At 42.4% G+C, this 23,932-nt stretch carries 20 protein-coding genes and 2 pseudogenes; 7 read left to right on the top strand and 15 right to left on the bottom strand.

The annotated features are described in order from the left end of the window. Positions 1–447 precede the first annotated feature (447 nt). Positions 448–3,915 (bottom strand): type ISP restriction/modification enzyme, encoded by a 3,468-nt coding sequence (locus tag O9332_RS20135; RefSeq protein ID WP_288027103.1) that lies wholly within the window; start codon positions 3,913–3,915, stop codon positions 448–450. A gap of 245 nt (positions 3,916–4,160) precedes the next feature. Between O9332_RS20135 and O9332_RS20130 the strand changes: the two genes are divergently transcribed. The 3 genes from O9332_RS20130 to O9332_RS20120 all read left to right on the top strand — a co-directional run bounded on the left by O9332_RS20130 (position 4,161) and on the right by O9332_RS20120 (position 6,905). Next, positions 4,161–6,299 carry a S8 family serine peptidase gene (locus O9332_RS20130; protein WP_288027101.1) on the top strand — a complete coding sequence of 713 codons (2,139 nt, stop codon included), beginning with the start codon at positions 4,161–4,163 and terminating at the stop codon, positions 6,297–6,299. A gap of 198 nt (positions 6,300–6,497) precedes the next feature. Then, positions 6,498–6,689 (top strand): type II toxin-antitoxin system RelE family toxin, encoded by a 192-nt coding sequence (locus tag O9332_RS20125; protein WP_071821136.1) that lies wholly within the window; start codon positions 6,498–6,500, stop codon positions 6,687–6,689. A gap of 15 nt (positions 6,690–6,704) precedes the next feature. Further along, on the top strand, positions 6,705–6,905 hold the full coding sequence (locus tag O9332_RS20120; protein WP_002751002.1) for a hypothetical protein: 201 nt from the start codon (positions 6,705–6,707) through the stop codon (positions 6,903–6,905). Here the strand turns inward: O9332_RS20120 and O9332_RS20115 are convergent. From O9332_RS20115 to O9332_RS20095, 5 genes are all read right to left on the bottom strand, one after another. Further along, the gene (locus O9332_RS20115) at positions 6,875–7,111 is read right to left on the bottom strand and encodes a DNA cytosine methyltransferase (RefSeq protein WP_071825133.1); all 237 of its coding nucleotides are present in this window, start codon (positions 7,109–7,111) and stop codon (positions 6,875–6,877) included. The two genes, O9332_RS20120 and O9332_RS20115, sit on opposite strands and share 31 nt — an antisense overlap. Positions 7,112–7,290: 179 nt before the next feature. Then, positions 7,291–7,623: a type II toxin-antitoxin system Phd/YefM family antitoxin gene (locus tag O9332_RS20110; protein ID WP_002763237.1), complete on the bottom strand. Its 333-nt coding sequence runs from the start codon at positions 7,621–7,623 to the stop codon at positions 7,291–7,293. Positions 7,624–7,691: 68 nt separating this feature from the next. Continuing rightward, complete coding sequence (gene gltB / locus O9332_RS20105; RefSeq protein WP_288027098.1) at positions 7,692–12,296, bottom strand: glutamate synthase large subunit; 4,605 nt, start codon at positions 12,294–12,296, stop codon at positions 7,692–7,694. A 1,098-nt stretch (positions 12,297–13,394) separates the two neighbouring features. Then, positions 13,395–15,041: a hypothetical protein gene (locus O9332_RS20100; protein ID WP_288027096.1), complete on the bottom strand. Its 1,647-nt coding sequence runs from the start codon at positions 15,039–15,041 to the stop codon at positions 13,395–13,397. 53 nt (positions 15,042–15,094) lie between these two features. Beyond that, entirely contained in the window at positions 15,095–16,018 is a 924-nt protein-coding gene (locus tag O9332_RS20095) for a glycosyltransferase family 2 protein (RefSeq protein WP_288027094.1), read from the bottom strand. 222 nt (positions 16,019–16,240) lie between these two features. On the opposite strand from O9332_RS20095, the gene O9332_RS20090 reads away from it, so the two are divergent. Further along, positions 16,241–16,933 (top strand): class I SAM-dependent methyltransferase, encoded by a 693-nt coding sequence (locus tag O9332_RS20090; protein ID WP_287672814.1) that lies wholly within the window; start codon positions 16,241–16,243, stop codon positions 16,931–16,933. A gap of 500 nt (positions 16,934–17,433) precedes the next feature. On the opposite strand, the gene O9332_RS20085 is transcribed toward O9332_RS20090, so the two are convergent. The 9 genes and pseudogenes from O9332_RS20085 to O9332_RS20045 all read right to left on the bottom strand — a co-directional run bounded on the left by O9332_RS20085 (position 17,434) and on the right by O9332_RS20045 (position 22,537). Continuing rightward, entirely contained in the window at positions 17,434–18,321 is an 888-nt protein-coding gene (locus O9332_RS20085; RefSeq protein WP_002751009.1) for a succinate--CoA ligase subunit alpha, read from the bottom strand. Positions 18,322–18,630: 309 nt separating this feature from the next. Then, a pseudogene (locus O9332_RS20080) lies at positions 18,631–18,935 on the bottom strand (transposase); the annotation flags it as partial. Continuing rightward, positions 18,926–19,342: a YggT family protein gene (locus O9332_RS20075; RefSeq protein WP_043999469.1), complete on the bottom strand. Its 417-nt coding sequence runs from the start codon at positions 19,340–19,342 to the stop codon at positions 18,926–18,928. The pseudogene O9332_RS20080 and the gene O9332_RS20075, both read right to left, overlap by 10 nt. An 89-nt stretch (positions 19,343–19,431) precedes the next feature. Further along, positions 19,432–20,295 (bottom strand): cyanophycinase, encoded by an 864-nt coding sequence (locus O9332_RS20070; RefSeq protein ID WP_002763233.1) that lies wholly within the window; start codon positions 20,293–20,295, stop codon positions 19,432–19,434. A 233-nt stretch (positions 20,296–20,528) separates the two neighbouring features. Further along, positions 20,529–20,792: a zinc ribbon domain-containing protein gene (locus tag O9332_RS28480; protein WP_419866688.1), complete on the bottom strand. Its 264-nt coding sequence runs from the start codon at positions 20,790–20,792 to the stop codon at positions 20,529–20,531. Between the two features lie 452 nt (positions 20,793–21,244). Next, a pseudogene (locus tag O9332_RS20060) lies at positions 21,245–21,373 on the bottom strand (transposase); the annotation flags it as partial. Positions 21,374–21,381: 8 nt separating this feature from the next. Further along, positions 21,382–21,531: a lmo0937 family membrane protein gene (locus tag O9332_RS20055; RefSeq protein WP_110546089.1), complete on the bottom strand. Its 150-nt coding sequence runs from the start codon at positions 21,529–21,531 to the stop codon at positions 21,382–21,384. Positions 21,532–21,581: 50 nt separating this feature from the next. Further along, positions 21,582–22,058, bottom strand: a complete 477-nt coding sequence (locus tag O9332_RS20050) for a CsbD family protein (protein ID WP_043999468.1) — start codon at positions 22,056–22,058, stop codon at positions 21,582–21,584. Between the two features lie 296 nt (positions 22,059–22,354). Continuing rightward, positions 22,355–22,537, bottom strand: coding sequence for a CsbD family protein (locus O9332_RS20045; RefSeq protein WP_002763229.1), 183 nt, complete (start codon positions 22,535–22,537; stop codon positions 22,355–22,357). 320 nt (positions 22,538–22,857) lie between these two features. Here O9332_RS20045 and O9332_RS20040 point away from each other — a divergent pair, with 320 nt between their 5' ends. The 3 genes from O9332_RS20040 to O9332_RS20030 form a co-directional block, all read left to right on the top strand. Beyond that, entirely contained in the window at positions 22,858–23,160 is a 303-nt protein-coding gene (locus O9332_RS20040) for a hypothetical protein (protein ID WP_002752243.1), read from the top strand. 133 nt (positions 23,161–23,293) lie between these two features. Next, complete coding sequence (locus O9332_RS20035) at positions 23,294–23,500, top strand: hypothetical protein (RefSeq protein ID WP_288027090.1); 207 nt, start codon at positions 23,294–23,296, stop codon at positions 23,498–23,500. Between the two features lie 10 nt (positions 23,501–23,510). Then, positions 23,511–23,932, top strand: a 422-nt coding sequence (locus O9332_RS20030; protein ID WP_288027088.1) for an RNA-guided endonuclease InsQ/TnpB family protein, incomplete at its 3' end; no start/stop codon positions are given.

The following is a 23,932-nucleotide window of genomic DNA, read 5'->3' as shown; positions in this document are numbered from 1 at the left end:
GTGGTCAACTACCTAATTTTCAGGGAAAAAGTACCTGAATTTTCCCCCGATCCCCGCAATGGCTGGCACTTTTTGAGGGGAAAAAAGTCCAAAAGTCTTATCCAACAAGGTTTTTAGATTTATTCAGCAGACCCTAATTAGAGGCATAGAAAAAATCTCAGCAATATTTTTCTATAATATAACAGTTTTGATAGCAATCACAGATATTCTTTTGCTTCAGAAGGCTTCAATCATCCAATCCTTGAGGAATTATGAATTATGAATTGGGGAGTGGGAAGTGGGAAAAAAACTGAATGTCATACTAAATCCTGTTATTAAAAACTGATTATTTATTTCCCCTTTTGCCTCTTGCATGAGTGCCTCGTCTCATAACTAGCCTGTACTCAACGGATTTAGTATCAGCATTCATCCCATCGCTAAAAGCGAGGGAATTCTGCTGACACTAAGTTAAAAAGAATACACGGCTGTTTTGATATTTTGGTAGTTATCATCTAGATCTGATTCTAGGAGAATAATCGCAGTAATTCTTCTAGTCATCTCGCTTACTTCCTGCACTTCTGCGATAGTTAATCCCCGTCCTAATAATTTTTCCTCGCGATAACTTAGCCATTTTTTAATAACTTGATAACCCCCGATGGTATATTCCCACACCCGGGATGGTATATTTTGCCAATAGGCTCGATCATTGAGATAAATATCATAGGTTTTGGTTCCTAATAATTTTCGCATTTCTGGGCTAATTACGCTCATTTCTGCGGTTGTATATTGTCTGGCGATCGCTTTTCCTTTACCCGGCATTGTCACACCATTTTTACCCCCATGTCCCCAACCGACGTTAATAATTAAATCCCCCTTATCCGGGTTTAAATTTCCCCCATCAGTGCAGGAAATCAAGGCGATTTTTTGCAGTGCAGGGGTCGGTTTTTGGGTGACTCCTATAACGGGGTTTTCTGTGTCTAAAAGAGATGCGATCGCTTGTCCTAGTTGGGCAGATTTAATTAATAATTCTTGGCTATTGGGAAGGGGAATTCTTGGGAAGTCTTGACGAATACCGTCGGCATTTTCCCGAAGATACAAGGGAGAGTACCCAATCGCTAATGTGTGCAGCCAAATTAAGGAAGCATTCTCGATATTTTCATCAAGATTATTAATACCCAGTTGATTTAAGTATTGACGAGATTTTTCCGAAAGATTGGCTGTTAGAGTGGTGTCGATAAATTCTTGTGTATTGAATAGTTGCTTTGAATATTTTTGTGTTTTTTGCTTACTTTCGGGTTTAAGTAAAATTGGAAAATGTCTTGCGTGTCCAGATATACAATCATAGTCACAAACTAACTTAGAAAAATAAAATGGAGAACCTTCTGGAGATTTATCCGCAGTATCACGAGATATTAAAAACGAATTTAAAATAATCTCTTTTTGTGCTAATAGTTCAGGACTGGGACGTGAAAAAAGAGGTTGAATTTCACTATCTAAATAGGCTAGGCGAATATCAAAAGGCTTAAAAGGATAGGGAATTATTTTATCTGGTTTATAACTAACATTATCTCTCAACTTTGCTTTTCTGCTTTTTTCGGCTTTAAACTCACCTGAAGACTTCATCCAACGAGGGGCTATAGCTTCTATCTCTTGATCGGTTTTATTGGGGTCTAAATATAATTCGATTAATTCCAGTTGATTACGATCTGTCTTATAGACAATTAAAGAATTACCTCTCCTTTCTACTGGTCCATTGAAAGGCATTATTTTACATAAATCTGTTAACTTTGGCCATGCTAAATAGTGAGAGGAAACATCGGAGGGACGGAAAGAATAACGATTAGATTGTTCTGGGTTAGAGACTTGATACAAAGAATCAAAATCTTGATTGTTTAAACTATCTAATAACTGTTCTCGTTTAGCAACTCCCCAGAAATGGCGAAAATAGACATCAACATTTTTATTCCTTACTTCCTTTCTTACCATTAGTCCGATAGTTGTCCCGACTCGAATTCCTTCCTTATTGTATTGAGTAGAAAAAACACTAGGATCGGGATTACCTTCAGGGGTTAACTTTCCTGTTTCGCGACTATCACCATTGAGACAATCAAACCAAAGGCGATCAAATTCTTGTAAAAATCTTTGTCGCATCACCACAAAAGAAGGATCACCGAGATAGGAAAAATTAGAAATATAACAAACAACTCCTTTACCGGTATTTTCTGAAATACATCTTTCTGCTAAACGAAAAAAGCGCACATATAACTCATCCAAATTAAACTTTTTAATCCCCCAATCGGAGATTAAACCCTGTTTATACACTTCCACTAAACCTGCTTCTTCTGCGGGACTGGTTCCAGCAAAAGCATTGTAGGGAGGATTACCGAGAATAACTAAAATCGGTTTACCGCGCTTAACTTCATCAGCTGCCTCTCGTTCCTTATTTAACTCTGGAAAACTCAATTGTAGCTGTTGAATTTTCTGTTTACTTTCCTCATCGGGAGGTTGCCAACCGGTTAAAGCATTAGTCAGATAAATCCCCACCCGTTCACTATCTTCTATTAAAGGTACACCCAAACTTTGCAGGAATAAACCTAATTGTAGATGAGCGACGACAAAAGGAGCGGTTAAAATCTCGAAACCGAAAATTCTTTCTATGGCTGCCTTTTTCACCAAAGCCATGGCTAAAGCACCCGCGCCATTTTCCTGTAAAGTATCGGTAATATAGCGCAAAACCTCGACTAAATAAGCACCGGTGCCACAGCAAGGATCGAGAATATAAACATCGGGATTAGCTAAACCGTCCTCAATATTTAATTCTTCTCGTAAAACTCGATCGACTCGCGCTACCATATAGCGAACAATTTCCGGAGGAGTGTACCAAACTCCCAATTCTTTGCGTAAATCGGGATCAAAAGCTTGCAAAAATGGTTCATAGAAATACTGTACCGCTTGTCCCTCATCGAATTGACGAAAAAATTCCTCTCGTCGCACTCGATTTAAAGCTGCACCCGTCCAATTCAAAACTTCTACTAATCCCAAAGATTTTAACTTACTCGGTGCGGCGATCTGCTCAAATAGGATCGCTAACATGGGAACATGGAGATGGTGGGCTGCGGATTTCCAATCGAACTTATCCTCTTTATCCTCGCGATTGAGGTTTTGCTTGTGCCATAATACCCAAGCAGAAAATAAACCATAAAAGAGGGTTTGCACGAGGGTAGAACGGAAAAATTTATTTCCCTGTTCCCGTTCAAATTTGATACCGAGGGCATTTTCTAAAGCTTGACGGATATTGGCCAGAGCGGGAAGATCGGAATGATGTTCTAAGCGTGCTTTTGCGTCCCGCGCATAGGAAGCAAGAAACCAAGCAACATCGGCTGGTGAGGTGATAGGAGCCGCCTGTAAAAGCACTCTCTTTAGGTATTCTAAGAGGCTATCACCGTGTTCGGCGGCAAATTTGGATGGATTTGAGGTTTTTAGCCAAAACTCGGCTTCTGACGGGGCTAAACTATAGGCTTCTAATTCCACCGGTTGACCTTGGCTATTGCGACCAATGAGCAGAAAATCGCGATAATTGCTGACTAATACTTGACCGTATTTTTGCCAGTATTTTTGTACTTGCTCGCTGGCGGCGATTTTTTTGATATCTTCTTTGGTTCCCTTAATCTCGATCGCGCCTCTTTCGGGAAAAATCGCCGTAAAAGGTTCTAATTCTTGATTTTTGGGGAATTGATCGACGTTAAAAAGTCCCCCGTCCGGCAATCCCGCACCCTGATTTCTGAGGTTGATAATGCAGCGGACTCGCGGTTTTAGGGTTTTACCGATTTCGTTGAGGAGAGTTTCGAGAGTGCCGTAGTAGGAGGTTTCTTTTACTGCTGCTTGGGAGGAGTGGATTTCGTGCAGGTTGCGAAAATAATTAACGAGGGGATTCATAAAAACTGTGGTCTAGATAATTAAGGTTAATCTTATAAAATTTTGTTACAAGATTGAACATTTCTGCTTTGAACGGTTACAATTCCCATTGTAAGTAGCCGGTTATATTTAAATTAAAAATCGATTTTAGGTTCGATCCCCCCTGCCCCCCTTATTAAGGGGGGTGCTGATAGGCGGGGTGCTCTGATAATTTTTAACGCCTACCTACTTAATTATTGATCTCTCTTGCTTGGAGGAAATTAAAGATGGCTGATTTTCTTGATTTCGTTGTTCGTGACAGTTTGCTCAATCCTCTTAATATCACGCTTTTATCTACAGATTTAGAACAAATTGACGAAGGAACAAGACATGGCATTGATGCTCAGATTGATGACACAGATCCTCTTGGGCGTAAAGGTGCGATTTTAGCTGAGTCGGCATCGAAGGAAACTTCTCCCTTAGGAGTCCTGAACTCTAACCCCTCCCCATCTACACTCTCCTCGGAGGCCCCCACAGTTCCAGTCTCCCCTGCTGCTACGAGTCAAGTGGTCTTTCCCGCTTCCCTCAGTATGAACTCTTCTGGTTATCCCACCAGTCAAGCGTCGAGTCCTGCCTCTGTACCCACCGCTGCCGCCGTCACCTCAGAGCTAAGACCGGCAGCAACTAGCACCCTTGCCCCCTATGCTCCCAATCAACTGATTCTCAAGTTTAAGCAGGGGATCGCCAGTGCCGAAGTTGCTCAGTTTAAGTCCCTCTTTGGTGCTGTTAGCACCCAGACGATTAAACTGACGGGGGCAGAGATTTGGAAGTTATCCGGGTCGCTCTCTGTGGAGAAGATTCTAAAACAATATCGCTCCCATCCGATTTTTGAATACATTGAACCCGACTATATTGTAACAAAAGGCACAATTAGTCCCCAAGCGACATTCCCCAATGACCCCAGTTTTAATCAACTTTGGGGATTGCATAACACCGGACAAAGTGGCGGTACTCCCGATGCCGATATTGATGCCCCGGAAGCCTGGGATATTCAAAAAGGCAATCCTAATTTAGTGATTGGGGTTCTTGATACGGGGGTTGACTACAATCATCCCGATTTGGCCGGTAATATCTGGACAAACCCAGGGGAAATTGCCGGAGATGGCATTGACAACGATGGCAATGGCTACGTTGATGACATTCGCGGTTGGGACTTTGCCTACAACGACAATAACCCCAGTGATGTTCAGGGTCACGGAACCCATGTTTCGGGAACCATTGCTGGCAAAGGAAATAATGGGGTCGGCGTGACAGGAGTGGCTTGGAATGCCAAAATCATGCCCCTGAAGTTTTTGAATGATCAAGGATCAGGCTCTACCTCCAATGCCATTAAGGCAATTAACTATGCGACGGCCAAAGGAGTTAAGCTCACCAATAATTCCTGGGGAGGCGGCGGTTTTAGTCAAGGACTCTACAATGCGATTAACGCGGCGGGTCAGGCAGGGGCTTTATTTATTGCGGCGGCTGGTAATAATGGTAACAATAATGATGCGAATCCTTTCTATCCCGCCAGCTACAACCTTGCCAACATTATTTCAGTTGCCGCTACCAATCGTAATGATCAACTGGTGACATTTGCTAACACTGGTGGTTGGTGGGGTTCAAACTATGGCTTAACCAGCGTAGATTTAGGTGCACCTGGTTCAGACATTTACAGTCTAGCTCCTGGTGGTGGATACGCGACCCTTTCAGGGACATCCATGGCAAGTCCCCATGTGGCAGGGGCGGCGGCTTTATTGTGGTCACAAAATCCTACTTGGACAGCCCAACAGGTGAAAAACGCCTTAATGAACACGGGCGACCCCCTGGCATCCCTTGCCGGTAAAACGGTTTCTGGTAAGCGGCTCAATGTGTTTAAGGCTTTGGGAGGTACTAATCCTAATCCCCCAAACTTGCTTACTATGCAAAGATGGGCGACTCGTCAAGGTGGGTTTTGGGATGCTCAACAGTGGCTGGCGGGTGATTTTAATGGAGATGGAAAAGATGATGTAGCTAAATCCTTTAATGAGGGTGGTCTAGCTAGTATTGATGTTCATGTTTCTAACGGCAGCAGTTTCTCCATGCAGCGATGGGCAACTGGTCAAGGTGGGTTTTGGGATGCTCAACAATGGGTAGTGGGTGATTTTAATGGAGATGGAAAAGATGACGTAGCTAAATCTTTTAATGAGGGTGGTCTAGCTAGTATTGATGTCCACATTTCCAATGGCAGTGGTTTCTCCATGCAGCGATGGGCGACTCGTCAAGGTGGGTTTTGGGATGCTCAACAATGGCTATCTGGCAATTTTAATGGAGATGGCAAAGGTGATTTGGCTAAAGCCTTTAATGAGGGTGGTCTAGCCAGTATTGATGTTCACACTTTAATTTAAATTTAGTGCGATCGCCTTTATGTGAACTGAAATTCCCAAAGGCGATCGCCTTACATGAAACAAAATTTTAAAATGCGATCGCCTAAAAAACCCTAATTGGGGGGGAGCGTTAACATTATCTTAGCCTTGGCAGTAGCTGACTGGGTGAGGGGATCATCAGGATTTTAGCAGACTTAGCTTGAAGTAACGGTTAAATTTCTGGAATCCATTATCCGTAAACCAGAAAAAAACTTCTGGTTTACGGATAATTTACAAGGAGATGTCAAGCAATTAAAGAATTTTACGCCTAATTATCGCTTAAGGGTGGGTAACTATCGAATTCTATTTGAGGTTGAAGAAATCACTTTAGTGATTTATCGTGTTAAACATCGACAAAATATCTACAATTAAATTAAGGAGAAAACAATGATTGAATTACATCCTGAATTCTTAATCAAAAATGGCAAAAAAGAATTTGCTGTTTTAACTTATGAGGAGTTTATGAAAATTAAAGAAATCTTAGAAGACTTAGAGGATTTGGAAGATTTAATACAAGCAAAAGAAGAAGAAAAAGATAGTCAAACTTATTCTCTAGATCAGGTTAAGAAGATGCTAAATATTGATTGATTGTCTTGCTTTAATTCTACTATTTCGCAGATGGGAAAAAATAGAGTTCCCCTTGTATCTCTAAATCTGGCTCGTTTTCCTACTTTTCGACAGTTTTCGTCTATTTCACAAGAATATACACAGTCATAACCAACGCTCTCAAAAGCTAATCTAAACCCTCCAATACCAGCAAAAAGATCGATAAATCTGAGTTTTTCGTTTGTCATTGCCAAATTATGACATCAAAGATAGCCAAAGTGAATATATCCTAAATTTTAGCAAATGTTCCGACTTATGCAGCGATAAAAACTGTAGTCTAAATAATTAAGGTTAATATGTCCCCATATAATCAATTTGGAGATACTAGATTAGGTATAATTGAGTAAAAACTCGCACAATTTCGGTTTCAGACTTCTGCGGCTTTTTCTTGCTCAATCTCGGTCTCCAATTCTTGACGTAATTCTTCTAGAGAAGTGGTGGCAGCTGTCTGAGATAATCTTTCTTGTGACCAATTTAAGGACTGAAAAAGTCGTTGAGCGTTAGCTGGAGAGCGCAAAAGATAAACTTCTTCTAATAAAGCGGATAATTCGTCAGCAGCAATCAAGGCCACATCATGATGACCCTGACGTTGGACAATAACGATCGAGTTTCCCAGTTCTACTTGTTCTAAAACCTGAAGAAAATGTTCTTGTGCTTGGGTATAGCTAGTATAGGTGGTGGGGATGGGCAGCATGGCCATTAATCAACTCCGCAGTCAAAAAATTAATCAATGGGTGCGTTAACCAAGAGTAACGCACCCCAAAGAAATTACACCGAAGTTAAGGTTTTCTCCGCGCTAATTTGCGCTTCGGGACTATCCGCTTCCGAGGGAGGGACTACTTGCCAGAATTGACCGAGATAACTATCCCAATTAGCTAAAATTAACTTACCTTTGGGGCTATTAGTGCGTTCTACATGGGCCTCAATTAAAGATTTTAACTGTTCCGCACCGGCAGCCGTGGCAACCCGTTGAATCTTGACAATTTCGGGGTTGAGTTTCTCCGGTAGGGAGGGATCAAGGATATAAGCTAATCCTCCCGTCATCCCGGCGCCGACGTTGCGACCGACGGAACCAAGCACGACAATTACCCCCCCGGTCATGTATTCACAGAGGTGATCCCCGGCCCCTTCGATAACCGCTTTTGCAGTGGAATTGCGAACAGCAAAGCGTTCACCAGCGCGACCATTAACGTATAATACCCCACCGGTGGCCCCGTAGAGACAGGTATTACCGATAATAGCGTTATCTTCGGGCTGATAATTGGCGTTTTGGGGCGGTAAGATGACAATTTCGCCGCCGTAGATGCCTTTACCCACATAATCGTTAGCTTCTCCCTCTAAATGGAGATTGACACCGGGTAAATTAAAGGCTCCGAAACTTTGACCAGCTGCGCCCTGGAAATTGAGCTTAATTTCGCCTTCAAAGCCGTCATTACCGTATTTTTGGGCAATTACCCCCGCAATTCTCGCCCCGACGGAGCGATCGGTATTGACAATCCTGTAGGTTTTGCTGACGGTTCCCTGTTGCTCGATCGCCTGTTTAATCTCGCTATCGGCTAGAATTTCCTCATCGAGGACAGCACCGTTACTATGTACTTCCTCGTGCTGCAACCAAGAGCGATCGCTACGGCCATCGGGTAAATTCAACAAACAATCGAGATTGAGGGATTCTGTCTTAGTTAAACGAGCATCGGAGCGCACTTTTAACAGATCTGCCCGGCCAATCACCTCATTTAAACTGTGATAGCCTAATTTCGCCAATAATTGCCGCGTTTCCTCGGCCACCAAAGTAAAGAAATTGACCACATGAGCGGGAATTCCAGGAAAACGAGTGCGGAGACGTTCCTGCTGGGTAGCGACTCCCACAGGGCAATTATTCGTGTGACAGACGCGGGCCATGATACACCCCTCGGCAATCATGGAAATGGAACCAAAACCGAATTCCTCCGCACCCATCAGAGCAGCCATGAGGATATCCCAACCGGTTTTTAGTCCTCCATCTGCGCGCAAAATCACCCGATGACGCAGTTGATTTTCCATTAACATCCGATGCACTTCCGTCACTCCCAATTCCCAGGGACTACCCGCGTGTTTGATCGAACTTAGGGGTGATGCACCTGTACCACCATCGTGGCCAGAAATCTGGATAATATCAGCGTTAGCTTTGGCAACTCCGGCCGCAATTGTGCCGATACCGATCTCGGCCACTAATTTGACGGAAACTTTGGCCCGGGGGTTAATTTGGTGTAAATCGTAGATTAATTGCGCTAAATCTTCGATCGAGTAGATATCGTGGTGAGGAGGGGGAGAAATCAAAGTTACTCCCGGTTTTGATCGCCGTAACATGGCAATATAGGAACTGACTTTTTTCCCGGGTAATTGACCTCCTTCTCCCGGTTTTGCTCCTTGGGCCATTTTAATCTCTAGCTGTTTTCCACTCATTAAGTATTCGGGAGTGACTCCAAAACGACCCGAAGCTATCTGTTTAATGGCAGAATTAGCCGTATCACCGTTTTTTAAGCCGTTTAGATGGGGCATAGTCACGGAATGTCCTTCTGCATCCACATCGCTTAAGCTGGTGTAACGGATCGGATCTTCTCCCCCTTCTCCGGAATTGGACTTACCTCCGATGCGATTCATGGCGATCGCTAGGGTTTCGTGTGCTTCCCGGCCCAAGGCACCGAGGGACATTCCCCCTGTGCAGAAGCGTTGCAGGATACTTTCGATCGATTCTACTGCTTCGAGGGGAATTGAAGCTCGATCGCTGTTAAATTCTAATAAATCGCGTAAAGCGGTGACAGGTCTTTGCTGCAAGATTTGACGATAGGTTTCGTAATGGTCATATCCTTCACCTTGGGAGTGAGCGGCCACGGCTTTATGGAGTGCTTTCGCCATTTCCGGGGAATTCATGTGGTATTCTCCCCCTGGACGGTAGTTGACAAAACCGTAGTTTTCTAGTTTTTTAGCGGTAAGATTGGGGAAAGCTTTGCTGTGGAATGCGATCGCTTCTTGGGCCACTTCAGCAATGCTTAAACCCCCGACGCGACTGGTAGTACCGTTAAAAGCTAGTTTAACTAAATCTGCCGATAATCCGATCGCCTCGAAAATTTGCGCCCCATGGTAGGAAGATAGGAGAGAAATACCCATTTTCGAGAGGATTTTCAGTAATCCTGCTTCTACGGATTTGCGGTAATTAATTAGGGCTTTTTCGAGGCTAATAGCTTCTAATTTGCCATTTTCCATCAATTTCTGAGTTTTTGGCTCGATCCACCACTGGGCGATCGTTTCTAACGCAAGATAGGGACAGACTGCGGAAGCGCCATAACCAATTAGACAAGCGAAGTGATGGGTACTCCAACATTGGGCCGTGTCGATAACGATGGAAGCTTTTAAACGCAAGTGTGAGCGAATCAGGTGATGATGGACGGCACCAACAGCTAATAAAGGGGGAATATAGCTAGTTTTTTCGTCAATAGGAGCAGTCCTGTCACTGAGAATTAAAATTTCCGCTCCCGATGCTACTTTCTTGGCGGCCTCAGCGCACAAATGAGCGATCGCTGTTTCTAATCCCCGGGGGCCGGTGGTCAGATCATAAAGGGTAGAAAGTTCGGCTGTTTTGTAGCTAGAGGTTTTAACTTTGGCTAATTCAGCATTATTGAGCAGGGGAGAGTCTAATTTCAGTAAATGTGCGTCATCAACCCCTAATTTAAGTATATTGCCCCGTCGTCCCAGATACATAGTCAAGGACATGACTAAACTTTCCCGTAAGGGATCGATGGGGGGGTTAGTAACTTGGGCAAAACGTTGTTTAAAGTAATCGTAGAGAAGATGGGGTTTACTGGAGAGGACCGCTAGGGGAGTGTCATCACCCATACAGAAAGTCGGTTCTTTTCCCTGTTCTGCCATGGGAACGATAATCATATCCACATCTTCGGCAGTATAACCGAAAGCGGTTTGCCGGGGAAGGAGATGACTAGGAGAGGGAATGTCTATCGCTGTTTCTTTGTCAATAAAGGTGCGTTGGGATTTCACCCATTCACCGTAGGGATTAGAGCGGGCAATTTCCTGTTTAATCGGCCAATTACGCTTAATTTCGCCTTTTTCCAGATCCACCGCGAGCATTTGACCGGGGCCGAGACGACCTTTTTCCATAATGGTGGTTTCATCGAGGGGAATAGTTCCCGCTTCCGAGGAAACGACGATATAACCGTTGTTAGTAATGCTATAACGGGCCGGTCGCAAACCGTTGCGATCTAAACAAGCGCCGACGATTCCCCCGTCACTGAATACCAGTAAAGCCGGACCGTCCCAGGGTTCCTGTAAACCGCTATAGTATTCGTAGAAGTCGATAATTTCGGGATAATCCTGTAAATCCGGCTGATTATTGTAGGCCTCCGGCACTAGGATCATAGCTGCTTCTAGGGGACTGCGACCGGTTCTCACCAATAATTCTAGGGCGCTATCGAGGTTATAGGAGTCGCTGTTAGCGGGGTTAACAATGGGAGTCAGGGATTGTAATTCTTCGTGGGTCCAACCTTCCGTTTCTAAAGCGGGTTCCCGGGCCGACATCCAGTTAATATTGCCCAAAAGGGTGTTAATTTCGCCGTTATGACCCAATAAGCGCATCGGTTGAGCGAGGGGCCATTTTGGTTGGGTATTGGTGCTAAAACGTCGGTGATAAATAGCGAATTGACTGCTATAGGCGGTATTTTGCAGGTCTAGATAGAATTCTCGCAGGATTTCGCCCCGTACCATGCCTTTATAGACTATGGTGCGACAGGAAAAGGAACAGAAATAGAAATCATCGGCCAGTTGCTTACCGACTTCAGAACGGGCAATATAGAGTAGGCGATCGAATTGAGAACCGGCTAAATCGGGGGAAGTAACCAGAATTTGCTCGACGTAGGGTTGATTTTCCCTTGCTTGTCTTCCGAGGACTTGGGGACGGACGGGAACAGCACGCCAACCTAAAATCTTAATATTATATTTATTGACAATTTCTTCGATGTGTGCCTTAGCGTCGGCGCGTTCTTGGGCCGCTTGGGGAAGAAAGACCATACCCACCCCTAGTCGCTCAGATTCTGGCATATTTAAGCCATTTTCGGCGAACCAAGGAGCGAGGACATCTCTGGGGATAGCGGTCATCATACCGGAACCGTCACCGGAATCCTGATCGGCGCTGCAGCCTCCCCGGTGTTCCAAACAACCTAAGGCTAAAAGGGCCTGTTCAATCAGTTGATGGCTACCAGAACCGCGCACATCGGCAATAAAACCGACTCCGCAAGCGTCCCGTTCCTCTACGAGCCATCGGGGACCCCAATAGGGATCGATTTGGTGTATATTGTCGGCTTTTAGGTTATTTTGTTGCGCCATAGAAGTTATCCTTAGGGTCGTTGTCTAGAAGGGTGGGATAGTTGGTCTGCTGAAAGGGTCAATCTAGAAGAGAATTTTTTTTGATCTTGCCGTTTCGATTGTCGCTGATTTTTCCTAATTTTTGCCTGTTGCCATCTTTATCTTGGCCGGTCTGAGGAATCACAGGTGATCTACCATGATATAGTAGCTCTTAGGAATTGTCATCGAAAATCCCCTGGATGGGGTGAAACATCCTTCTAGGTGCTTATTTTGGCAGAATATTGTCGGATTATCAATGCTAAGACCGAGATTTAAACCCCAGACACGGGTGTTTTTAGTCCTGAGCGAATATTTTAGTTAAAAGTCCTTCTATTCTAGATTCTGCCGCTTTTAAGTTAGACAGTTGGGGATGCTTGGGAGAGGAGACTTTTGTAGTCAGACTTTGGAGAATTGGTCTAAAAAGTATCTTTATATGTTGCAACAACCTAACAAAGATCTGTTATAAGACTGAATAGAACTGAGGTTAATTTAGGTTCAAATATAGGGCAGAAGTCATCGACAGGACAGAATAAAGCGTCTATCCTAAGCATAGGGCGAGAGCGGCTGGATGGTGTTCTGTTTTTCAGCATATCATCTCTCCCTTTCCCTATCCCGAACTCAGATTGTGTGGAGCTTTCAAGACAGGATCGTGATTAATCCCCATATTTTGGCCAGCCAGTATCCTAGGGTCACAAAAGCCCCAACTTTGCAATGATTTTAGTGTTTTATGCCCTTTTTTCGATAAGATAAGCTTATCGAAAAAATCAGGTCTAAAACCTCGCCTTAAGGCGAAAAGTTTTTGGAGCGGGGCATAAATCCCCGTTACAAAAACGGCCTCCTGCCTCCTGCCTCCGTTAAGGGTTTTAGGCAAAGGGCAAGAGGCACTCATGCAAAAGGGAAGAAAAATAGGTGTACCCTCACTAGCTTAGGAAACGCTATATTTTTCATGATTCAATCTCATACTAAATCCGTTGAGTATAGGCTACTTATGAGGATAGGCAAAAGGCAAAAGGCAAAAGGGGAAATAAATAATCAGTCTTTAATAACTGGATTTAGTATCACTAAGTTTGATATATGAAACTACTTGATAGAAACTAATTTGTTTTTCTCTATCTTCTTCCATAATAAATTAACAACAACAAAAATGTTTAGTAGGGAAAAGGCGGAAAATAAAGGCATACCCGGGAAAGAATAGCGCATATGCACCAACAGTAAACTTGCATCCACTAAAGAATATAAAAGCAAACGAAGGAAATTAATCACAATAATAAACAAGAGAATAAATACATAATTAGATAATAAGGGTGATTTAGGTTTACTATAAAAATAGTATATCAGTAAGAATACTATAGAAATTATCCCGATGGTATTGATGATATGAATAGCTCTAGTTATCACTTTAACTAACAGTAATCTTATTCTACTAGGCCGTTCTTTTCCCGTCCAAGCTGCACGACGATTAGCTACCTTATTAAAGAGGGTAATACTTGCCTTAGGATCGTCCACAAGAAAAATTTTTTCTACTTCTGAAAAGGGAGGATAGAGAAACTTGGTGATCACTTTTATAGAAGATTCCTTAAGGTGAGGCAACCAAATCCCAAAATTAGGATCTATATAGCTAAAGCCAAAAGCTTTTGTTGGTAAAAGACGATTACGAAAAGCAGTTTTTAACTCTTGATTAATTTCGGTAAATTTTTGATAAACTTGCCGAGTAGTTACCGACCTAGGATTAACAGGGTTGATACTATCACGCACAGCATCTGCTAACAGCCAGACTGTAAATTTACCGCGAATTTCTTCTTTAGGAAGGAAAGGTTCTAGGGTTTTGAAGCTGGGACTAACTTGATAAGCTGCTTCTAACTGTGCTGGATTAATAGGAACCTGTCTGACTGGAGTACCAGCATCTATTTTCATTAATCCTGTATACATACCCTTAAAACTAGGTGCATTCCACAAACTTACCCCTGGCACACCCAAGAAAATTGAGTTAAGTGAGACTATGGCAAAATTTACCATAATGAAGACTAACAGGGGTAAAAATACTAAAAAACAAGACTGTTGGATTTTTTCTCTTAATTTCCACTGAGGCTTGGTTAAAAACATAATTGGAATTAAACTTAACATATAGATGTATTCAATTCCTTTTTCTGGTCGAGTAATGCCGATAAATCCGAGGGTTAATCCAGCCAAACAGGAATAAATGATTTTTTCTGATATTTTTTTCTTGAACAACAAAAATATGATCAACGCAATCAATATATTAAACAATGAAACCGTTATTGCTTCGCTTCTCGCATCATTAAAAAATCTGAAAGTCAGAGGATAGAAAATTAGCAAAGAAAAAACTAAAACACAGACAATTTTCGGTACTTTTAGTAAGCGAATAGAATAAATCAATAAAAACACTGAAAAAATGTAAAATAGTTCGTGAAATATTCGCAAGGGTATCCCTGTAAAACTGACTAGCCAAACAAATAAGGAATAACCTGGGGGATGGCCTAAATTTAAGATACCAATTCCATCGGAAAACCAAACCGCTCTTTCCGCACGACTTAGATAATTCTGGGGATCACTGGGAGAGGCCACTATTTCACTGGTTCTCGTTAAGAATAGTTTAATTAAACAAATTAAAGTCAAAATAATTGGAAAAATTTTCGACACGACTTGACACTTAATCTCTACTATACCTTCACTTATCATAGTTTTTATACTTAACCAATAGTTCATTTAATACCTCTCCAAATTGTCGCAAAAAATGCTGATTATACCGATATTTATTATCAAGTTCGTTTATCAATCATGTCTGCTAAAAGAGCAAACATTCCTGTTTGGGTTGCCGCTATTAATAGCAGGAGAGTTCTTTCTGTGAGATCTTCATGAACAAAAATATCTTGAATTAGGGTAAATAAAAACCCAAGAAAGAAAAACCCAGCAATGGGAAGAAAAACCCGGAGAGGGGCAAAATACATTCCCACCCGGAGGATTAACTGGACAAAGCGCAAAGTATCCCGGATAGGCTTAATTTTACTGTTGCCCTGGCGAGCAAAATAGTCAATCGGTTCATAATGGACTAAATAACCATTAGTCAACATGGCGAGGGTAATCGTAGTGGTAAAACTAAAAGTATCGGGTAAGATATTAAAAAATCTTTCGACCACGCTCTTACGAAAAACCCGTAAGCCACTATTAAGATCCGGAATGCGACTATTGCTAATCCATTCGGCAAAACGGACAAGAAACCACTTAGGAATTTTGCGAATTGTTGGATAACTGACATTCGCACCAGTACGCGCCCCGACCACCATATCGGCATTCTCTAGCAGGGCAACTAATTGGGGAATTCTTTCGTTAGGATAGGTTCCATCTCCGTCCGTAATCACGATTGCGCCATATTTAGCCTGTCTAATTCCCGTTTTCAGTGCTGCGCCATAGCCACGATTTCTGGGATGTTCGATTAACCTAAATGTCATCAATTCCTGAAGTTCTCGCAAGATTTCACCCGTTCGATCCTTAGAACCATCATTAACCACCACAATCTCATAGGTACAATTAGAGAGTTTTAGTTGTTCTTGGAGAAGTTTTAAAGTCGGAGTAATACCCTTTTCCTCATTATAGACGGGAATGACAATAGAAAAAGCAGCATTGTTTTCCTTTCTTGCTGAACTTGACGATAATTGACTCTCCAATTTTGCACTGCTTTCCATTATTTCCAGGTGGATTGTTATTGGTTGAACCTCTGATTATGATTGGTTTTTTCAGAGATAGCCTCGTCGGGGTTAACCATAACCATATGTAGTCAATGGCCATAGGCCATCAAGGTTAAGAAAATTTTTCCCTCAACCGCACGAACTTTTTGTGCCTAGTTAGTATATAAGTGTATATTGAACAGTTGTCAAGTCCTTCAAAAAAAATTAAGGAATAGATTCATGGTAGAAAAATTAGGCATCGATTATTTTGGCAAAAACCGCCCCCTGGCGAAACTTCACGGCAAGACCACCCTGCAAATGCGCCGCAAAATGTATGATTTTTTAGAGAATGCCGTGGATGGTGTGAGGGGAAAAAAATTTTTAGACCATGGTTCCACACCGGAAACCACCAGACAAGCGAGTAACTGCTTTATCCGCTGGTTGCTGGAAGATGATGCTAAGGTTTATGCCTGTTCTCCTGAAGAAATTAGCCATTTAGCGGCATTTTTCCCCGGATTACTTGTCCTTGATTGGCCTCCCACACCTTCCCAAGTAGAAGGAATTGACTATATCATCTCATCGGCGGTTATCGAACACGTCGGCAATGAACAATCGCAGATTGAATACGTCAGCAGCCTGCTGCGATTATGTCCCCGCTTATTTATCACCACTCCTAATCGCTACCACTGGCTAGAATTTCATACGCGCTTGCCCCTCTTCCACTGGCTGCCGAGAAGTTGGCATCGCGCTGTCTTAAACTTAATTGGGATGAAGTTTTGGGCTAGGGAAAAAAATCTGCGCTTGCTTGCGGAAGATGAATTTGCCCGTATTATTGAACAAGCTGCCCGAATTAATGGTTTAAAAGTTACTCTCCACTGGTATAAGCCGAAATTTCTGGGCTTAGTGTCTAATCTCTGCGTTTTAGTTCACTAAGGCTGTCACTCCTAAAACCACAAATCTATTCCTGGCCACAAACAGAAAATAAGTTATCAAAAAAAGACGAAAAGAAAGGACTTTTTCCGATAATAAAGGGTAGGTTTAACTCTGCCCTTTGCTCCGCTTTCTGGGCACTGATTACTGATTAAACCTCTTGCGTAATTAATTTTTCAGGGTTCAAAAACGGCAAAAATAAGGATTAAATGGCATAAAATATGTAAATAGACCATTTAACTGATTATTATTTATTCTTAATTCTCCTGACTACTGACTACTGGCTACTGACTCCTAACCCTAACAACAATTTTTGATTTTTACAAGAGGTCTATTAATGATTAACCTCAGTTCGGGATAAGGGGGGAAGGAAAAGGCGGCGGCTAGTAAGCTGAAAAATATATAACCATACCCTCGATAGTTCCAGTACTCCCAACTCCGGTGCAGTCTTAACGAGTAATTTAGGTAGTCAACAGCTTATTATTGGAGCAATGGGGTCAAATTCAGGACAAGACTTTAGCTAAAGAGGCAGGTAAATCGGCTAATTTTTCTACCACTGTCACCCCAGCTTCTTGAAAATGACGTAAGCTATCTTTTCTGGTATTCTTAGCGGCAACAGAGTAGGAAAGTTGGTTAGAAATAATTGTTTCTGTATCGCCGAAATTGGTTTCAATCGCTGCATTTAACCCCACAAGATAGGCAATCACTGGTTTTTCGATCGCCGAGGCAATATATTTGGCTGCCTCGATTTCGGCCTTTCCCCCCACCTGACTGACGAGGAGAATTGCCTCGGTATTGTCATCTTCCTCAAAAACCTGCAACCATTGGGACAAATTGGAGCCAATAATGCCGTCAGTACCCAAATTTACCGCCATAGATTCACCATACCCCGCTGCTGTTAAAGTTTTCGCCACTTCATCCCCTATGCGATCGCCGCGGGTGATCAGACCGATTGTCCCCGATTGATAAAAATTCGGTTCACAAATACCCAACCAAAGATAATTGGGAATAATCACACCCTGGCTGCCGGGGCCGAGAATTAATGTCCCGGTGGTACTAGCTATCTTTAATAATTCCACCAGATCCAAGGGGGGAACTCCGGGGGTGACGATAATTAATTGGGGAATTGCTGCTGCGATCGCTTCTAAGGCCGCATCTAGGACTTGATTGGGGGGGACTAAAATTAAACTGGTCTTGATTTCTCCGGCTTCAGCAACGGCCTCGGCCACTAGATCAAACACTGGTATCTCTGCGATTATCTCACCACCGTGGCCACTAGCCACCCCCGCTACTAAACAGGTTCCCTGAGCTTTCAATCGTGCCGCATAATATTTGCCTAGGGGTCGATCGATCCCTTGCATAATTATCTGATCTTTATCTGTCCATTTCATATATTAAGTGTTGGGAGTTGTTTCAGTAAACAGTAAACAGTAATCAGTAAACAGTAAACAGTAATCAGTGAGACACTGTTGATGGGAGTTTTTTTCAGTGGTCAGTAAACAGTAAACAGTAATCAGGTTCTGAAGGCAAGAGTCACTCATGCAAGAGGCAAAAGAAAGAATCTGGCAATTCTCTCACCTAAAAAGAAGGTGAGAAACTAGGCACATCAAAGCTTTTAGCTTAACCAATTAGGTTTTAGATTCGGCCCTTGTGAACTGAAAACTCACATCTGATTACTGATGACTGATAACTGATATACTTTAGTCGTTCATAATCTGAGATTTATTAAACTTCTGAAATCCTAGAGTGAGCAAGGAATCCAGTTCTTTTTTATGTTTCAGATAGGCATCATTCAGACATTCATAAATAGCTGAAGAAAAGTCGGAAAAGTTTTCATAATATTTACCATACAAACATTTCTTTTTGACAAATTTCCACAGGCTTTCAATTAAATTTAGATTAGGCAATAAGACGGCAGATAGAGTAATTCTATTGACAAAGAAAGAGCCAATTATTCAACAATTTTACATTTTTGATAGCGGGCATTATCTAATACTAGAGTGATTTGAGGAAAAAATGCAAGTTATAGCCGTGCAAAGTATAGCTCAAGAGAGCATAGGCTACGATCGCAATCACAATATTAACATCAAATATGTTTGCTCCACCAGATGAAGCAGGACTAATGAATAAGGTGGAAAATGGCGCAATGAAAGGTGCAGATAGATGATTAATCAACTGAGCAAATTGATTTTGTGGGTTCGCACCAAACAAACGCAGCAAGAACCTCATTACCAGTAGTATTTGCACTATTCCTGCCAGCCCGAAAATGCTATTAATTATCCAATTTAAGGTATTACTTCGTCTGGCAGATCGCAGGCGTTTCTCTTCTTGATCAAGTCGAAAAGCCTCTTCATCATGTAGCAGTTCTTGTCGCCGCTCAAGATTGGTTTCATCATCCCGATCGTGATTCATTCTTAGACCTCAGAGTCAATATTTTTCTGATTTAAATAAATTCTCCAATCAGTGGCGGGTACAAGCCACCACTGATTGTTCCCTCCGACCTACTCCCTTTCAACTTCTGCCTCCTTTTTAGGATTGCTATCCTTTAACTCTATTGATCGAGAGAAAACGGGCTTGCGAGTTTTCAAGTTAAAGCGGAATCCTTGAGGTAAGATGTGCAACCTGACTCCACACACTGCCATCGCTTCATCTTTGAGCAGTTCGTCTAAATTATCATAAGTTGCTTCTGATTCATCGACAACTGTTACAGCCCCACGCCCCACCACTTTAAATTCGTCACCGTCCACAATTACTGCTGTATCTTCGTCAATGCCAAAGCCTAAGTTAGCTGGCTGCTGTAAGAGAGCGGAAATCAGGCGACCTAGCCGTCCGCGCTGGGCAAAATGCTGATCGATCACCACTGAGTGCAGAAATCCCATTCCCGGACCCATCTCTATCGCGTCCATGCGTGGGTTGGTTTCGGAGTCTCCTTCAATAATCATCAGATCGGGCATGATGGCAGCACCGGCACTTGTCCCACCTACCACCATTCCCTCCCGATTGCGTTGGTGAAGTAAGGTATCTAGCTGAGTTCCCTTGATGTGTTCAATGATTAGGGCTTGATCTCCCCCGGTAAAAAACGCTCCTGTGGCTTCCTCAATGATTTTCAGGTTTTCTGGATCGTCGGCATCTTCCCTGTGAATGGTATCGAGGACACATACATCCTCGACACCGAGTCGCTCAAACACTCGGGTATAGGCTTCTCCAGCCGAACGAGGCTCACTTGTTGCCGCCGTTAACACGGCAATTTTAGCTTTAGTCCCGCCAGCACAGCGAACAAACTCTCGCAAGATTTGACAATCTCCATCTTTGTCTTCTGCTCCACCAATGATGATTAATTGCCCTCGCTCTTTTGTGGATTCCATACAAAAACTCCTTGAATAACTAAACAGCACAACAACATAAAATTAAATTATAATCGTTCACACCTCCCCTACCCAATACCGTTCGGTTGAGCAAACCAGCCCCCACCCCCCTCAGTCCCCACTCCTCTCTTATCTCCCCTTTCAGGGGAGACGATAGAATTACCCCTTAAGGGGGATTTAGGGGGTGGGATTGACATCCTCACCGCCCTAAAAGGGACGGTGATTCCTAGACCTCACGATCTAGGTTTCTGCTTCTTAGCAGTTGCCTTCACAGACTTACTCTGTTCGGGTCTGACACTCGCGACCCAGACTGATACCGCAAGCCCTGCGGCCAAAATGTTTTTACTGGCGTTAACATCCCTTTCATGGCAAGTTCCACATTCAGGACACTCCCATTCTCGGACACTTAACGGCATTTTCTCAACGATATGCCCACAATTATTGCACCGTTTTGAACTAGGAAACCATCTATAGCGTTTCTCGCATCTGTGCGGCACACTTAAACCTTTACTGATTAAGCTGTTCAGGCTCGGGAATGTACCTCGTGTGAATCAGAAATGCTATATCTATTTCCCGATAGTTTCTCCCATACCAACGGCATTTATAGGCTAATTGTCGAGTGATTTCTCCCCAACTAACATCTGATATAGCTTGAGCTAGTTTCGGGTTTTTTACAGGGTGAGAGCATCTCAAACGCTATTGACAATTGGCCAATTTTGTCATCCGCGTGGGCATTTCAAGTGATACCAGTCAATCAGAATAGTTACGAAATCGACCCATTTGGTCGATTTTTGCTTAACAATTGAGATGGCAAATTCTCCTCAAATATGCCTGAATCGTGGGCAAGCAACTCACATAAAGTTCATTTTGTCAAGGATTGTTAAGATGCGCTTACCTTGGGGTTTTTTACCAGGTCTTTTACCGCTAAATTTTCAACTACAATCGTTTAGTTTTCACGAACTAATTGAGTGGTTAGCTTATGTAAATGGTCTTTTCTGCTATCGGTGATTCGAGCCTGAATCTTAGCTACTTTGATTCTTGCTTTTTCCCGATTTTTTGACCCTTTCTGTGTTCGAGAATCAACAATTACCGTCGCCTCATAAACAAGTTGTAGACAACGCCAATCAGCACCAAAACCAAAAGCAGGTGGATTAAGCCGCCGCCAATGTTAATGGAGAATCCTAACAACCAGAGGATGAAAAGTATAACAACGGCAGTCCAAACGAGATCAAACATATTTCCCTCCTTGATTTAGAGAAAAGTGATGAAAATTCAGTCATCGATCCTTAATTGAGTATATCTTGAACCTGATCTTTCACATCTTCTACTGCATTGCGAACTTGGCTTTCGACTTGTTTAGCTTTTCCAGCAACTTGATCTTGGCGGTTGCCAGTAGCTTTACCTATCGCTTCTTGAGCTTTGCCTTCAATGTTCTTTGTGACTGCTTTTGCCCGCCCTTTTAACTTCATCTGGTCTTTTATATCTTCTGCTGCGTTACGAGCCTGACTTTCGACTTGCTTGGCTTTTCCCATCATCTGATCTTTGGGATCGCCTGTCATGTTGCCAATCGCTTCTTGAGCTTTGCCTTCAATATTTTTCGTAACTGCCTTGGCTCGATTCATGCTTGCGATTTGAGTCTGCGATTGGGTGGGTAAAGTTGCAGCCCAACTATTTGTAGTTCCAAAATCAAAAGCTATAGTAATTGCCAGCATTATAGTTAAAATAATGGTGACAAAAAAGCGACGAATCTGTTGAAGTGACATCATTTTAACTCCAAAAAAGAATTTGATGAATCGATGATACATGGATGATGAACAACTACTGTCTAGACCCTTTCGAGAAAGATTTTTCTAGTCTTTGACGGCGTAAGTTTATTTACCGAGGGAGAGATCTTCGACTTCTTTGAGAAGCTAGATATCTGGTAATATTGGGTTTATTTACGCCGCCTTGTCCTAGTGTTTCACCTGTCTCGAAAGAAACCATTTTTTGAGGAAGAGTTCCGATGAAAGCCTGGTTTCAATCATTTGTCTGAATGGCGGTTGCCGTGACAAACGACCTACTAATCAATAATTTTTTTGACTTCATCTTTCACATCTTCGATAGTGTGACGAACTTTTGCCTCTGCCTGTTTTTCCTTGCCCTCTGCTTGAGCTTTGGGATCGCCAGTCAGATCTCCTACTGCTTCTTGAACTTTACCTTCGATATTTTTGGCGGTTGCCTCGGCTCTATCTTTTAAGCTCATGATGCTCTCCTTATTGAATTTGTTGGATTTGAGAACTGCTTACCTAAGTTGAGCTAACAATTCTGCTTCTGGTGTTACTGTAACAGGTGGTTGTCTGATTTACTGTATGAATTGATTGAGTCTGTATGAATTGCTTGAATACGACACAAAATGTAACGATACCGTTTCTGCAAGCATAGAAATTACGCATTGACAAAAAGGCTTAAATGTGGGTGGTCTAATTTTGTTAGTCTTAGATACAATTTCTCTCTCGACTCTTGACAAAACCCTCTCCGATTTGATTTCCTGACACAAGGGCATCTCTTATAACAGAACAACTGATGAGAAACATTACGAAGCCAACAACTGCTCAATGTAATCTGGCTATTTACACCCTATTTTTGCTCTGGGAACCTAAATATATAAGCTGTGTTCGTTTGGCTCAAATTCTGGGCAATTTATCTCATGACAGTGTCAATCGTTTCTTGTGGCGAGAGAACTATACACCCAAGGATTTGTTTGATGAAGTGGCTCCTCAAATCGAACTTGAAGGAGGAACAATCAGTACAGACGACATGGTAATTGACAAGCCTTATAGTCACCCAGCTAAAGCTGAGTTAATCGATTACTTTTACTGGTGGTAAACACAAAAAAGTAGTCAAAGGTATTAACGTAGTTACCTGATATTATACCGATTGTAAAGGAAGGTCAGTTCCCGTTAATTATTGAATCGTTAATAAACAGGAGGGTCAGACAAAACATGAATATTTCTTAGAAATGTTGGACGAAGTAAAAGCTTGGGGATTGAAACCAGAGACAGTCACAGGAGATAGTTGGTATGCTGCCAAAGAAACCATGAATACTCTTAAAGACAAGGGCTTTCGGGGTTTGTTTGCTCCTCATCGAAAATTTGGGTCTGAAACCCCGCCGTTTTACGGCGGCTTTACTGTTAAATATGAGCATCGTTTACGAAATATATGCTAAAATGTGAGGTATGGAAAAAGCCTATTCGTTTCGATTTTACCCCACACCCGAACAAGAGTCGCTATTGCGGCGCACTTTGGGCTGTGTAAGATTGGTTTACAATAAAGCTCTCCATCTCAGAACACAAGCTTGGTATGAAAGACAAAAAAGAGTAGGCTACGCTCAAACTTCTTCAATGCTAACCGATTGGAAAAAGCAAGAAGAATTAGAGTTTTTAAACGAAGTTAGCTGTGTACCTTTACCACAAGGGTTAAGACACCTACAAACAGCTTTCACTAATTTCTTGGCTGGTCGTACTAAGTATCCTAACTTTAAGAAAAAACATCAAGGAGGAAGTGCCGAATTTACCAAATCTGCTTTTAAATTTAAAGACAAACAAATCTATTTAGCCAAATGCACAGAACCTTTACCTATTCGATGGTCAAGACAAAT

Source organism: Microcystis sp. LE19-10.1B, from assembly GCF_027530565.1.
Classification (GTDB): Bacteria; Cyanobacteriota; Cyanobacteriia; order Cyanobacteriales; family Microcystaceae; genus Microcystis; species Microcystis aeruginosa.
Note: the sequence above shows the minus strand (reverse complement) of the source record. Positions and strands in the feature narration are given on the sequence as shown.

Excerpts from the sequence above, each read along its gene's own strand:
- O9332_RS20050 (WP_043999468.1), bottom strand. The coding sequence starts at position 22,058 with ATGTCACTTCAACAGATTCGTCGCTTTTTTGTCACCATTATTTTAACT.
- O9332_RS20045 (WP_002763229.1), bottom strand. The coding sequence starts at position 22,537 with ATGAGCTTAAAAGATAGAGCCGAGGCAACCGCCAAAAATATCGAAGGT.
- O9332_RS20100 (WP_288027096.1), bottom strand. The coding sequence starts at position 15,041 with ATGAACTATTGGTTAAGTATAAAAACTATGATAAGTGAAGGTATAGTA.
- O9332_RS20090 (WP_287672814.1), top strand. The coding sequence starts at position 16,241 with ATGGTAGAAAAATTAGGCATCGATTATTTTGGCAAAAACCGCCCCCTG.
- O9332_RS20085 (WP_002751009.1), bottom strand. The coding sequence starts at position 18,321 with ATGAAATGGACAGATAAAGATCAGATAATTATGCAAGGGATCGATCGA.
- O9332_RS20095 (WP_288027094.1), bottom strand. The coding sequence starts at position 16,018 with ATGGAAAGCAGTGCAAAATTGGAGAGTCAATTATCGTCAAGTTCAGCA.
- O9332_RS20055 (WP_110546089.1), bottom strand. The coding sequence starts at position 21,531 with ATGTTTGATCTCGTTTGGACTGCCGTTGTTATACTTTTCATCCTCTGG.
- O9332_RS20130 (WP_288027101.1), top strand. The coding sequence starts at position 4,161 with ATGGCTGATTTTCTTGATTTCGTTGTTCGTGACAGTTTGCTCAATCCT.
- O9332_RS20070 (WP_002763233.1), bottom strand. The coding sequence starts at position 20,295 with ATGGAATCCACAAAAGAGCGAGGGCAATTAATCATCATTGGTGGAGCA.
- O9332_RS20040 (WP_002752243.1), top strand. The coding sequence starts at position 22,858 with ATGAGAAACATTACGAAGCCAACAACTGCTCAATGTAATCTGGCTATT.
- O9332_RS20035 (WP_288027090.1), top strand. The coding sequence starts at position 23,294 with ATGTTGGACGAAGTAAAAGCTTGGGGATTGAAACCAGAGACAGTCACA.
- gltB (WP_288027098.1), bottom strand. The coding sequence starts at position 12,296 with ATGGCGCAACAAAATAACCTAAAAGCCGACAATATACACCAAATCGAT.
- O9332_RS20110 (WP_002763237.1), bottom strand. The coding sequence starts at position 7,623 with ATGGCCATGCTGCCCATCCCCACCACCTATACTAGCTATACCCAAGCA.
- O9332_RS20120 (WP_002751002.1), top strand. The coding sequence starts at position 6,705 with ATGATTGAATTACATCCTGAATTCTTAATCAAAAATGGCAAAAAAGAA.
- O9332_RS20115 (WP_071825133.1), bottom strand. The coding sequence starts at position 7,111 with ATGACAAACGAAAAACTCAGATTTATCGATCTTTTTGCTGGTATTGGA.
- O9332_RS20075 (WP_043999469.1), bottom strand. The coding sequence starts at position 19,342 with ATGAATCACGATCGGGATGATGAAACCAATCTTGAGCGGCGACAAGAA.
- O9332_RS20135 (WP_288027103.1), bottom strand. The coding sequence starts at position 3,915 with ATGAATCCCCTCGTTAATTATTTTCGCAACCTGCACGAAATCCACTCC.